The sequence below is a fragment of the Delftia sp. S65 genome, from assembly GCF_016516495.1.
GTDB lineage: Bacteria > Pseudomonadota > Gammaproteobacteria > Burkholderiales > Burkholderiaceae_C > Comamonas > Comamonas acidovorans.
In genome coordinates this window covers 1-12,496 of record NZ_JACVUR010000079.1, presented here as the reverse complement: position 1 = coordinate 12,496, position 12,496 = coordinate 1, and the positions used below count along the sequence as shown (strand labels likewise).

The window sequence follows — 12,496 nt, the reverse complement described above, 5'->3', positions numbered from 1 at the left end:
GGCCTTCGAGCACTTCAACGAGGTGCATCCGCATTCTTCGCTGAAAATGCGTTCGCCTCGGGAGTTCAGGCGGCAACAGGCTGCAGGGGCTGACCAGGCGCTTTATTGCGAATAGGGCGGGGTCGGGAATACGGGGGCAAGGTCAATTCATTATTTCGGTTTGGTTCGAATAAATGACAGGTAGTGCAAAAGTTGCTCTTCCTCGTCCGATGTTAGGTTGTGCTCCGAAAACGTTGCAATACGGCCGTGCCGCTGTGCGGGTGCGCGCGAGCTAACCGCAGGCAGATATCCGGCCAGTTCCATCAATTGCATGTAGTCAACCCCGTATATCTCTGCAAGCTTGTTCAAGATCGTGGGGCTAGGTTGCAGGATTTTTCCATTCTCAAGCTGGCTGAGGTAGGCGTTGGACACCTCCTTGCCGCTCTTCTCTTCCACTTGGCGAAGAGACATCTTCCTGTCCATGCGAATGGACGCGAGGTATTGACCTAGGGTGACTGCCACGGGTTTTGGACCTGTTAGGGAGTTCCATGCACTTGCCGGGTTGCTCCAGGGAAGCCGATTCTACGCACCTATGCTAATTTTTCAACGCACGCTCACAGCGCGTTGTAAATTTAGCGCGCAAATAGCGCTTGACAAACTTAGCATGCATTGAGATAGTAGCAGCAAGCAACGGGCCAACGGGGATCCCGATCCGGTGCGAGACCTAAGGGCGCAGCAGCGCTGCGTAAGCAACTTTCGAAAGAAGCAACATGAACTCCAGTTTCGAAAATGGTGTGGAAGATGTAGCTGCAGCTGTGGCTGCAGGTCGTGCAGTGCGTGATCACGGGCCTTACGGCATCAAGATCGCGGACGAAAATTTGCGCTTTGAATCGAAGGTGGTGCATGACCCTGTGATCACGGGGACCCAAGTACTGACCATCATGCAGTTGCGCCCGGCCAGCGAGTACTTGGTTTTCCAGATGCTGCGGGACGGCGCCCTCGAAGAGATCCGCCCTGAAGAATCAGTGGATTTGCGCGAAGCCGGGGCAGAGAAGTTCCTGGTGTTCCGCAGCGATCGCTCCTTCCGGTTCTTCATTGACGAGCGCGCGTATGACTGGGGTGCCGCCCAGATTTCTGGCAGCACCCTTAAGAGCCTGGCTGGCCTGCCTGCGGTGGGCATGGACCTCTGGCTCGTCGCCGTGGGCGGCGAAGATCTGCTGATCGGTGACCATGAGTTGGTCGATCTGTCCCGTCCGGGAGTAGAGCGTTTCATGTCGAGCCAGACACGGGTGGTGATCAAGGTCAACTCGCGTGATCGCGAGCTCAACCACTACCAGGTCGACTATTGGGAGATTGCCAAGCTGGCCTTCCCCGAAGCTGCCCCTGGCACGCAGACGATCTACACGATTGATTACTCGGCTGGTCCTCGCCAGAATCCGAGTGGTTCGATGATCGAAGGCCAAGTGGTGTTCATCAAGAATGGGATGAAGTTCTATGTCTCGCAAACTGATAAGTCTTAACCCTGAGCTGCAGCGCCTGCTGGATGAGGGCTATGAGCTGGATGTGCGAGAGAACCATCTGTTGCTGCACAGCGTGCCCTATGTCAATGAACGGCGCGAAGTGGCGCGCGGAATCATCGTAGCTCCTATAACGCTGGCCACTCCTGACAAGCTGGGCCGCCCCGGATCTCATCAAGTCTATTTTGTTGGCGAGCATCCGTATCGCGCTGACGGCTCAATCTTGATCCAGGTTCAACACGCATCAGGGGACTACCGTTTGACCGACGGTATCAACGCGCAGCACCACTTCTCGAACAAGCCGCGGTGCGGCTTTTACGAGAGTTTTTATGAACAGCTGACCAGCTATGCCCGCGTTATCGGCAACGAGGCAAAAGCAATTGATCCTGCCGTCGACGCTCGGACGTTTAAGCCGCGCGAGCCGGTGGAGGAAGATTCGGTTTTCAAGTACGAAGACACCGCCTCTTCGCGGGCGGGTATCCGCAGGCTAGCGATGCGATTTCGAGCACAACGGGTGGCCATTGTGGGGCTGGGCGGCACGGGTAGCTATGCGCTGGACCTGATCGCAAAAACGCACGTGGCTGAGATCCATCTCTTTGATGGCGATGTCCTTCGGCCACACAACGCCTTCCGTATCCCTGGTGCCGTGCCGCGGGAGGATTTGGAGCGTGAGCTCCCCAAGGTTCAATACCTCGCCGAACGCTACGGCTGCATGCGCCATGGCATCGTGGCCCATACTGTCATGCTCGACGAAGACAATGTTCATCTGTTGACGAACTTTGACTATGTGTTCCTTTGCGTGGACAAGGGTGAGGTGCGACAGCTGGTGCTGCGGAAGCTGCATGACACACAAGTGGTGGTAATTGACGTCGGAATGGGCTTGCAGCTGTCGGACGATCAGGAAACTATTTGGGGAAGTTGCCGCGTCACAAGCAGCACTCCTTCTACACGGGAACTGGCGAAGGCTCGCATACCTAAGGTCGACCGTGACGAGGAGCTGTATGCCTCCAACATTCAGATCGCAGAGCTCAACAGCTTAAATGCCGCCCTTGCCGTGGCGAAATGGAAGCGGATGACGGGTTTCTATCTTGACGATCACGGCGAGTACGAGACGACGTACAGCGTGAACTTGAACCAGCTCAGCCGCCAGGAGCCGCCCGCATGACGGTCCAGCGTTTAGAGCATTTGGTGGTGCACTCGCTGCCTGAACCGTTGAAAAGCGGTATCTTGTACGTGACGAGCGACCAGGATTTGGCGGCCCATCTGTGCGCGTGCGGCTGTGGCAAAGAAGTTATTACCCCGCTGTCCCCGACTGACTGGGAGCTGACTTTGCGAAAGGACGTAGCAAGCTTGTGGCCGTCAATCGGCAATTGGTCTTTCCCCTGTAGGTCGCACTACATCGTACGAGGCGGTCGGGTTGTTTGGGCATCGGATATGTCTGAAGCAGCCATCCAGCGTGGTCGCCAGTCGTCGCGTACGCGTAAGGACCTGTACTACTCGGAACAGCAAGGGAACTTGGAGAACATGGATGTTCCGCCCTCACCCCCCTCTGTGTCCAAGGAGTTTTTCTGGAAGAGCCTGCTGGCGCGCGTCCTTCGCTTCTTCACCTGAAGCAGAGGGGCAGTGATTTCAAAAAGCCAAAAAAGGGAGCTTGCTCCCTTTTTTTGTCCTACAACAACCCGTCGATATCGGTACTATCGGTAGCGCGTGGGATGTGCTACGCTGTGTTTCCAGCAACGAAAATTGCTGACAATTTTTTCCATGCTATAATCGCTGGCTTTACCCGCCAATTTTACGGAGGCCATCCATGCTTGACCTTGACGCTGGCCTTCCCCCCTCCGTTCTGGATGGAACTCGGAGGGTGGTGGAAGAATTTCGTCAGGATCCGCGCAAGAAGGACCTGACGGTTCCTCGCGAGGTGACACTGCAGCTCAACGCTGCACTTTCGAACGCAATGCTCGAAGATGTGTTGGCTCTTCGCAACCGTGAGCGCTCTGTTTCGCTGGAAGTCCTGCGTATGACGCTCCGCTAAGTAACAGAGTGCTCGCACGTGCAAAAATACGTGCATGACTCTGCGCTATCGCTTTATCGACCTCACATCGATAACTGACGTTTCCCAACTACTCCAAGCGGCGAAACTCCAGTCTGCATCAATGCTGCAGGCTCCGAACAAGCCATCTATCCCTCTGCATAGTGTTTTTGAGTGCCTAAAAAAAGTAGGCGCACAAACTTTGCTAGTGCAGGAGTCGGTGCGAGATCCCGATTTCACGGCGGAGCATCAAGCCTTTTATAGCAAGCAACACCGTCCGGTCGAACGCACTTGCTGGCGTCTCCATGGTTTTTCGGTCCCTATGCCTAAGCTATCCGATGCCACAGGGACGGCCGCGCGGGATGTACTGGATTTTCTTGACGGCGTAAGTGAGCAAAACTACTTGGGCTTTGTCACTATTCGACCGCTGCGCCATGCGCCGGTTGGGGCCTCAATCCTGGTGCCGCCCCAGAACGGAGTTGTGACGTGCCATGAGCAGTTTCCAGTGCACATTGCTGGCAAGAGCTTTCAGGTGTGTGGCACTCCCTTCCTGCAACAAGACAATGCCGTCGGGGCGTGTGCCCAGGCCAGCATCTGGATCGCGCTTCGCACACAGATGAAGCGCGTAGGCAATATCGCCTACACGCCAGCCGAGCTCACTCTGGCGGCAACGCGCTATTTGGCATTCGATCGTGTTTTTCCTGGCCGGCAAGGACTGGTGATTGAGCAGATGTTGGAGGCGATTCGGTCATCGGGTCACGACCCCCTCACCCTCACTTGTGGGAGCGGGACGGCCGTGGAGCCCCATACCGTGATTGAAGCTGCTCTTCCCTATGTGGAGTCTGGCCTCCCAGTTATTGCAACGCTGTTTCATCAAAATGGCGGCCATGCGGTGGTGTGCATTGGGCGATCATTCAAATTGGGCGAAGTCAATCCCACCCCCCAGCGCTTGCGAACCTATGAGTACAACATCGCTTCAGACTGGGTTGAATCTCTGGTTGTGCACAACGACAACACCGGACCCTACCTTCCCCTAGCGTCAGGTAACGCGAAGAGCGACGAGTACTGCCTCGAGCATGCAAGGAATCTGATAATTCCATTGCCGGAAACCGTTCACATGACGGCTAAAGAGGCGGAGCAATCAGCTCTAGGTGCGGTCGCATTTGCCAGCGTATTCCTGACCCAGTTCAAGTCAAACGCCCCCAAGCTTGCGCCTGACATTGCCATTGTCTTGCGAACTTATCTGGTGCGGCGACATACATTTCGCCGGTGGGCGCTAGAAGATCCAGATATCGACCCAGCCTTGCGAGATCGATACCGAACTATGGAGCTGCCCAAGCTAGTTTGGTTTGTGGAGCTTCACGAGACCTCGCTTTTTAATCCTAAGAATCCGGACTCCAAAAGTCGTGTAGGCGAAGTGGTGATTGATGCCTCTGCAGATTCTTTGCATGGGGATGCAGCTTTGGCGGTTCACGTGATGCAGCATATGTATCCTAAGCACGCTGGAGATGAGGTGCCACTCGCACTTGCAGCGTTCGTTGGGGATTATGCGAACTTGCTGCGTCTCGATAGCAACCAGCGTGGTTGCTCCATGCCCAACCCGTGGCAATAAAGTCCAGGATTGCGGCGAAGATAAGCTGCAAGCAGGACACATACGATATGCCAACCCTTTGCTTTGCGACTGAACCACGAAGCTGCTGCGGTGCTTACCAGCAAGCCACTTCGGCTCTCGGCCAATGCCAGATCATGTTTCGTCCGAAGTGACCTGCCCCCTTTAGACGTGCCAATGTTCACTTAGCGAGTCCAAGGTTGTGGAGACTACTTGATCTCCGGTGATTGCCTTCCCCAGCGCGCTGGCGATGCAAGGCAGCGAAGCTGGCCGGCGAGATACGCCCCAATGAACTGTGAGGCCGCACCTCGTTGTAGTAGCACCGCCAGCGGGTTATCTCCTGACGGGCCTGCTGCGCTAGCGTCTCGAACCATTGCTCGTTCAAGCACTCGTCCCTGAACTTGCCGTTGAAGCTCTCGATGTAGGCATTCTGGGTGGGGCATCCGGCATCGTTGAGCAGGTGCCGAACGCCGCGTGCCGCCGTCCACGCCATGAAGGCCCGACTGGTGAACTCAGGCCCCTGATCGGTGCGGATGACCAGCGGGTAGCCGCGGAACTGCGCTGCCTAGTTCAGCAAGCGCACGACGTACTCGCCATCCATGCCGTGGTCCACCGCGATGTACACACACTCGCGGCTGAAGTCATCGACCACCGTCAGGCACTTGATGCGCCGGCCGTTGGCCAGTGCGTCCATCACGAAGTCTGCGCTCCAGGTGTCATTGACGTGCTGGCTGGCAGCCTGGGGCTGGCGCTCGCCAGTGGGGCGTTTGACCTTGCGACGCTTGCGCACCGACAGGTTGGCCAGCTTGTACAGGCGCCACACGCGTTTGTGGTTCACCTGGTGGCCTTCAAGGCTCAACAGGTCGTGGCTGCGCCGGTAGCCAAAGCGCCGGCGCTCGTGCGCCAACTCGACGATGCGCATGCTTAGGCTGGCCGTGGACTCGTTCATGCTGGGCGGCTCCCGGTAGCTGGTTCTGGACAACCCCGCATAGCGACATGCGCGGCGCTCGCTGATGGACAGTCTCTAAACCATCCTGGCAGCGGCCTCGCGCCTGGCCTGCGGGATCAGCGCTTTACCCCGAAGCCCACCTTCAGCGCTTCGATGTGCAGGCGGGCCTCGGCCAGCAGCTTCTTGAGCCTGGCGTTCTCGCTCTCGATTTCGCGTAGCCGCGTGGCCTCGCCGGCCTGCATGCCGCCGAACTTGGCGCGCCACTTATAGAAGGTCGCATCGCTGAAACCGCCCAGGCGACACAGTTCCTTGACAGGCATGCCGCCCTCGGCCTGCTTGAGAAAACCGATGATCTGTTCGTCGGTGAATCTGCTCTTCTTCATGTCCGTTCTTCCTCTGAAAACGGACTCTACTAACCTTCGACTGGTACGCCCTATGGGGAGCAGGTCAACGTAACATGTCTCAGCCCCACCGAAGCGGTCGCTCAGAGGTGTCATCAAAACCGACAGCAACTCACATCAATCGATGTCTGCGACGCAGAAGTTGCCGATCCCGGGTTCTGCCCGATCAACGACGGCTCTGTGGCGAGTCGACGTCACTGAGAACTACCGTTCTTATGGTCAGTTATCTGACGTTCAGCCAATATCTCTTGCCGGCCTTTTCTTCTGGGCTGCCATCATCGATCTGGACCACGCCGCCGGTGAAGCGGAGGTTGTTCCAGTCGTAGTCCGCCACGTCCAACAAGGTGCGCGGGTTCTATCCATTCTTCGTGACCGTGCAGGCATCGCAGCGCTCGTCTGGCGCACTCTGAGCGTCGTTTGGAACCGCTATTCATTGCAAACGATCCGTAACCGCACGCCTGCTCGATCAAACGTCGATCGCACCGCCGCCAGGAAGTAGAGAAATTGAAGCTCTCGCTGATCGGAGCTCTTCAAGGTCGCCAGCGCCGCCTTTCGACTTAAGAGGCCGCCGGTGAACATCACAATCTCCTTCTTGTACGTCGGGTCGGCGAGTGCCTTCAAAAGCAGACCGTGTGCTTCCTTTGGCGTGGGTTGGGTTAATGGTTTGACGACCTTAGACAGGAATCTTGTCTTCGAGATCACCGTGTTTTGGGCAGCCTGAAGAACGACTTGCCAATCGGACTTCCACTTGGACGAGAAGGGGAAATCGCGACGGCTGGAGCCCGCGAACGCCAAGCTGGCCAAAGCTTGACGCGTGACGTCCTGTAGCTTCCGAGCAGACACACCGGCAGTTCCGTCGGCCGCCTTGCCATGAACCATGAAGACGCGTCTCGCGACATCATTGATCCCGTAGAAGTCGGCCGTTTCGTCGTTACGGTCGTCGCAAATGACCAAGCCGCAGCCCTGGAGATCCTTCGCGAGCTCCGAAGTATGTACCGTCGTCGAGTTGATCCAGCCGTACACCAGTCCAAACAGCGTCTTTGAATCCCAGTCGGCTACGCTCGTGATCCGTGTGTCCCCCTTTTCGCTCACAACCAGGTCAACAGCCTTGCAAGGCTCCAAGATCGACATTAGGGCATCGTCGATGTGGGGACGATAGAAGTGGGACTTCGAATAGACGACGCGATCTTGCGAGGTGATCACCCGGAACGACTGCTCCTGGTTGATAAGCTGTGTCAGGGAGAGCGACTGCAGTCGGCCGACGGCAGTGTTGTCCATGCTGCCCGCCCGCGCACTGGGGTCACTGATCGCCTCGTTGAGCGCGGGACAGGAAAGTGCATAGCGACCAGTAGACGGAATGGCCGCCTTGTAGATGTACTTGATCTCGACCTCGTGAGGACCAAAATCGAAGGCATACCGCGCCGGTGCGGTAGAGCTGGTTCGGCGGTCCGATATGTCACAGCAGGTGTCCCACTCTAATACTTCACGGACTGCATCCAAATCCCAAGCGCGCTCGTCCCGCGTCTCGGTGGCCGTGTCCAGCAGTTCCCAGACATCCAGCAGGATGGACTTGGGAACGCCCTTCGTCTCGTCTAGGGCGGCCACCTCATTCGCGAATCGGTCAAAGAAGCCGTGGGGCTTCACCCCGTCATCGGCCATCGTGGTCCCGACGATCCGCGTCCACTCTACGTAGTCCTTCACAGGCAGCAGCTTGTTGGTCGCGTCAGCGACGCTGGAGCGAGACAGCGACAGCCGGCGGCGCGCTGACTTGGGTCCAAGTTGTCCAAAACCGCGCACTGACGTCGGGATCTGGCTGGACTCGGCGAGATCGAAATAGGTGTCCTCGAGCGCATGCTTGCGGACGCTGATAGATCGAAGGCCCAGTTCGCTCGTGTCCAAACCGCTGGCCACTGTCTCGATAATACGCGTGGCATTGGCTGGTGCAGCAGTGCCAGTGGCAGTCCCTGCAAACAACCGCTTCAATTCGACGGGCTCCGGGCTGAGCAGCTTTAGCCGCTCGTAGTCGATGCAGATGCTCTCGGTGTCGATCAAGAAGATGTAGCGGCCCGACCGGACGATGGCCATGACGCCCAGTCGCCACTCTGGAATGTGGTGACTCGCCAGATACGGCGAGTTGCCCCAGGCGAGGTAGCGGATCAGGCGGACGTCTTTATAGATATCCCCGGCCGGTGCCGACACCACCGCAATGTCGAATCGCTCTTCTAGCTGCATGGCTTCGCAGCTTGCAGCTTGAAGCTGATCCAGAACCTTGTCGGGAATGGCTTTGGGATCATGCGAGTCAACTCCTTCGACGCGACATACCACCGCTCGCCGCGGGAGGACGAAGGCCGCCATCGTCGGGTTCTGATCAAGCAGGTGCCCACCCTTGAACTCGCCAGCGATGTATTGGACCGCTGGCGCCGTGCGCTTGACTGAGGCAACCAGCTGGGTCTCGGCGATGAATGCCAAATCAGGTTGCTGCGCTGCATACTCTTCGTATGCGAGATACTCTTTCCATCGACGCGCGGTCTGCTCGGCCACGGTTGGAGAACCTTCGTATCTGTCCAGTTTTTTTGAGCTGCCACGGATGATTGCGATCTGTCCGGTGGGATCACTCAGGTCCCGGCGCCGGATGGCGCGCCCGATCTGCTGCACAACCTGTCGGGCGTTTCCAAGGCCATCGTAGAGCCAGATCTCGATGAAGCTGCTGTCGTCAATTCCCTCCATCAGTTTGAACTGGTGCAGCCAAATGCGGACGCCTGAGACATCCAGATTTGCTTGTGTCTGCCGAACCTGATTGAACCTGAGCTCTTTGAGCTGCTGCTTGTGGCGAGCTGAAAGGCCATCCAAGTCCTTGCACTCAAGCTCGGCGGTGCCTTGGTAGGCGTCGTGAATCAGTAAGGCGACCTCTCCCTTGCCCTTGTTAAAAAAGACTCGCTGCAGCGCTTTCAGTACAGCGAACGTGCCCGCGTGGACGATCACCTTCTTGCCCGCGGGAAGCAGCTTAAGCGTCGCTGCAAACTCGTCGACGAAGCTCTGCGGGGTGTAACCCGTTGGCTTGGCGGCACTACTGCGACGACCTGAGCCGCTTGACGATTTTGGTGAAATCGATGCCACCGGCGCTGCGAACTGCACGTCGCGGATGAGCTTCTGATACACGGCCTCCTGCCATGGAAGGTTGAACACGAAGTTGCCGTCGACCTCGAAGTACTTGTAGTCGTTGCGATACGGAGTGGCCGAGAAAATTATCGTGGGCTTGCCAATGGCGCGAACAGCCAGCGCCCACGAATACGCCGGCTCGTGATGCCCCTCGTCGACGATCACCAAATCGACGGATTTCAGAAGATCCTGAAACGCCGCGACGCACTCATCGGCCGTCTTCCCAGGTTCAAGCCCATTCAGGCTGCTGGCGACCGGGCGGATTTCCTTGCCATACATTGACCGGTGGGGCGGCGGGGCGATGCCCAGGACCAAGTGCAGCGCGTTGAACGTCGACACCAGAATCTGTCGGTCCTGGGTTCGCTCCTTCCAGATCTTTGCGTATTCTTCCGCGGCCAAGACGCGAACCGGAGACACCTTGCCCGCCTTGATCGCTGCGGTGAGATTGCCGATCTCTGTGTCAGTCAGTTTTTCGTGCAATTTGCACCCGTGATAGACCCCTTGGACCGAGCGACTCCAGAACCGGAAGCTCAAGTCCTGCTTCATTTGATGCACGAGCCCAGCACGAGGTGTCAAGATCAGAACCTTCTTGACCAAGGGCGAGACGCAGGCCAGCGTCGCGATGACGCCCGTCTTGCCAGTGCCCGTGGGCATCTTGATGAGCGCCGCCTCGCGAGGTGCATCCGATGCAGCGTGTTTTCGTGAGGCCAGGTATGCGTGAGCCAAGGCAACGGCTCGGCGCTGTGGGGTCCAAAGCCCCCTGTCGGATCTATAGGAATCTTCGGCGCCCTCAAACCAAAATTCGTGATCATCCAACGCCACCATGGCCTTCTCATACTCTTGCGCGACCTTCGCGCGATCCGCTGTCAATGGTACCTTTAACTTGACGACGCCACCCGTCGTCTTTCCCTTCGCAGACACTTGCAAGTGATCCAGTGTTTGAATTGAGCGTAGGTTGGCGCTACCGGGTTTGGAAACCAAGGCTTTTTCTCCTGTAATGCATGTCAGTGCATAGGAAAATTTGCACTGTTTTTTCAGTATGGCGCACGATTGCGGGCGCCAGCAACTCGGAAAAATCCTGACCACATCACATGCTTGCGCGTTAATTGCAGCAGCCATGCCCTACGTCGCTCGACCACAATAATTTCCCATCAAACCAAAATGAGTGCTCTCTTTTATAGCAACAAGCTCAAAACGGACTGAGTTTACCTCCACATATCTAAGTCATTCTTACCCTTCGAACTCGAGTTCATGACTATGCTGTTACAAACGACAACGGCGCAAAGCCGCATGAATTCTGCGAGCTTATTTACGGCATTAATTACCTAAAATACGAACTGAGATCATGGCAATCCGGGGCGTCCGCATATACTTTTAGCCAGAAGAATTGTAGAAAATTTCCTCAATCGAAAAAATTTAGGAAAATTCGTCCGCATCTGGAGGAAATTTTCCACAATCATTGTCAATCAAAGCCTGCTATTCTGGCCAAATAAAGTCGTAAACAGAGGCGTAGCATCCATGAGGCTCAGCGCGCTGCTCATACAAATAGTCGTTTTCATAAAGTCGTGAACTCGACGCAATGCCTTACAGCAGGGCTTGCTCTCCTTCAGTAGGCGGACGATCCCTTTGATCGACGCAAGTCCATACTCTTACCCTCTGGCCATGGAGCAAGCCGTTGCCCTTGACTCGCACAGAGAAGAGCCGCCCCTTCCACACTGGCCCCGGCGTCTTGCTAACGACGATCCCTTTTTGCTTGCCCCGGACGCTGACACTCTTGATGGGAGAGGAGTACACGCAGGTTCCAGCCTTCCAGTCCGTCTTCCTTGGCAAAGCGAATCGTTAGTCTCGCTCTATAGAGGCTGTTCCAGCAGGTTCCGAAAGGTTGAAGTGGGACGCAGCATGGATCTATGGTCAATCAGCATGGATGGTGTAGAGAGAGTGGGCAGGTTCATAGGGAGATCACTCAGGACTGGACGAGGTTGTATGGCAGCGCTGCAGCTGTTCTTTGAGTTCCCGCTGAACGTTGGGGTCGGACAGACCCCTCGTTCCATCGCAGGCGATCAGGTGATGCCGATAGGCCGCAGGCCAGTCTTCGAAGTCGTCATCGAGCGCGATCCAATGTCGCGGCCTCCTGCGCTGGGCATCCTGCTGGATTTGTACACCCCGGGGAGTCTCACGAAACATGGCTTGGTTCCAGGGATCCACGCCATGCACCCGCCTGTGGTACGTGCCGCCTATGAAGCGGGAGCGCAAGGTTATCGGAAAGCGTTTGAGCGTAGCACTGTACCCGGGACGGATGCACCAGGTGCTGCTGAGCACTAGGGCCAATGCCGGAAAGGGCTCCAGGGCTTGCTCTAGGATGGGAAGCCATTCAAACAAGGTGTGTCCCGCGGCTTCATAGGGGCTCATGTAGATGCCCTTGCCGGGGTGCCAGAGGACTTTCTCATGGTGGACCACGCCATCGAGGTCCAGGTAGAGGATCACCTCGGCGCTGCGTGGTGTGGACGCCGGAACGTACGGGGAATTGTGCATAGCTTGTTCGCCGAGCAGGAGGATTGGGCTACCACCGTCAAGCTGAATGCCGTGCTTGGCTTTGGGCCAACAATTCAGCCCATCTGCCTTGGCTGGCGGTGGGTGATCGTTCTTGGCTTTATAGGCTGTTTTGCAGGCCTCTGTTTCGGGTTCTGTAGATGGCCGCCGCGTGACGCCAACGTGGACTATTCAACATGCATCCAGAGAACGACATCACAGCTCTCACCACGCTCATCCAGCGCACGGCACATGAGCCCGGGAACTTGCAGGTGAGATAGCCCCCTGATTCCCCGGCCCCGTCCTATCGCTTATCTTTGAAGA

The 12,496-nt window shown here is 56.9% G+C and carries 8 protein-coding genes and 1 pseudogene; 5 read left to right on the top strand and 4 right to left on the bottom strand.

Annotation, left to right across the window (positions count from 1 at the left end):
• Nucleotides 1–150: 150 nt before the first annotated feature.
• Nucleotides 151–501 carry a helix-turn-helix domain-containing protein gene (locus IAE24_RS29660; RefSeq protein ID WP_325100586.1) on the bottom strand — a complete coding sequence of 117 codons (351 nt, stop codon included), beginning with the start codon at nucleotides 499–501 and terminating at the stop codon, nucleotides 151–153.
• A gap of 248 nt (nucleotides 502–749) precedes the next feature.
• On the opposite strand from IAE24_RS29660, the gene IAE24_RS29655 reads away from it, so the two are divergent.
• The 5 genes from IAE24_RS29655 to IAE24_RS29635 all read left to right on the top strand — a co-directional run bounded on the left by IAE24_RS29655 (nucleotide 750) and on the right by IAE24_RS29635 (nucleotide 5,137).
• Nucleotides 750–1,499: a multiubiquitin domain-containing protein gene (locus IAE24_RS29655; RefSeq protein ID WP_199962498.1), complete on the top strand. Its 750-nt coding sequence runs from the start codon at nucleotides 750–752 to the stop codon at nucleotides 1,497–1,499.
• Nucleotides 1,474–2,661 carry a ThiF family adenylyltransferase gene (locus IAE24_RS29650; RefSeq protein WP_199962497.1) on the top strand — a complete coding sequence of 396 codons (1,188 nt, stop codon included), beginning with the start codon at nucleotides 1,474–1,476 and terminating at the stop codon, nucleotides 2,659–2,661. The genes IAE24_RS29655 and IAE24_RS29650 overlap by 26 nt, the downstream gene beginning before the upstream one ends.
• Entirely contained in the window at nucleotides 2,658–3,107 is a 450-nt protein-coding gene (locus IAE24_RS29645; RefSeq protein ID WP_199962496.1) for a DUF6527 family protein, read from the top strand. Before IAE24_RS29650 ends, IAE24_RS29645 begins: the two co-directional genes overlap by 4 nt.
• Before the next feature lie 196 nt (nucleotides 3,108–3,303).
• Entirely contained in the window at nucleotides 3,304–3,528 is a 225-nt protein-coding gene (locus IAE24_RS29640; protein ID WP_199962495.1) for a hypothetical protein, read from the top strand.
• Nucleotides 3,529–3,562: 34 nt separating this feature from the next.
• Nucleotides 3,563–5,137 (top strand): hypothetical protein, encoded by a 1,575-nt coding sequence (locus IAE24_RS29635; protein ID WP_199962494.1) that lies wholly within the window; start codon nucleotides 3,563–3,565, stop codon nucleotides 5,135–5,137.
• A 178-nt stretch (nucleotides 5,138–5,315) separates the two neighbouring features.
• On the opposite strand, the pseudogene IAE24_RS29630 reads toward IAE24_RS29635, so the two are convergent.
• From IAE24_RS29630 to IAE24_RS29620, 3 genes and pseudogenes are all read right to left on the bottom strand, one after another.
• Nucleotides 5,316–6,466 (bottom strand): annotated as a pseudogene (locus IAE24_RS29630) (IS3 family transposase).
• 444 nt (nucleotides 6,467–6,910) lie between these two features.
• A complete protein-coding gene (locus IAE24_RS29625; RefSeq protein ID WP_199962493.1) occupies nucleotides 6,911–10,624 on the bottom strand; it encodes a DEAD/DEAH box helicase in 3,714 nt (1,237 codons plus the stop codon).
• 978 nt (nucleotides 10,625–11,602) lie between these two features.
• Nucleotides 11,603–12,175, bottom strand: a complete 573-nt coding sequence (locus IAE24_RS29620) for an HAD domain-containing protein (protein WP_199962492.1) — start codon at nucleotides 12,173–12,175, stop codon at nucleotides 11,603–11,605.
• Nucleotides 12,176–12,496: the final 321 nt, after the last annotated feature.

Excerpts from the sequence above, each read along its gene's own strand:
- IAE24_RS29655 (WP_199962498.1), top strand. The coding sequence starts at position 750 with ATGAACTCCAGTTTCGAAAATGGTGTGGAAGATGTAGCTGCAGCTGTG.
- IAE24_RS29650 (WP_199962497.1), top strand. The coding sequence starts at position 1,474 with ATGTCTCGCAAACTGATAAGTCTTAACCCTGAGCTGCAGCGCCTGCTG.
- IAE24_RS29645 (WP_199962496.1), top strand. The coding sequence starts at position 2,658 with ATGACGGTCCAGCGTTTAGAGCATTTGGTGGTGCACTCGCTGCCTGAA.
- IAE24_RS29640 (WP_199962495.1), top strand. The coding sequence starts at position 3,304 with ATGCTTGACCTTGACGCTGGCCTTCCCCCCTCCGTTCTGGATGGAACT.
- IAE24_RS29635 (WP_199962494.1), top strand. The coding sequence starts at position 3,563 with ATGACTCTGCGCTATCGCTTTATCGACCTCACATCGATAACTGACGTT.
- IAE24_RS29620 (WP_199962492.1), bottom strand. The coding sequence starts at position 12,175 with ATGCACAATTCCCCGTACGTTCCGGCGTCCACACCACGCAGCGCCGAG.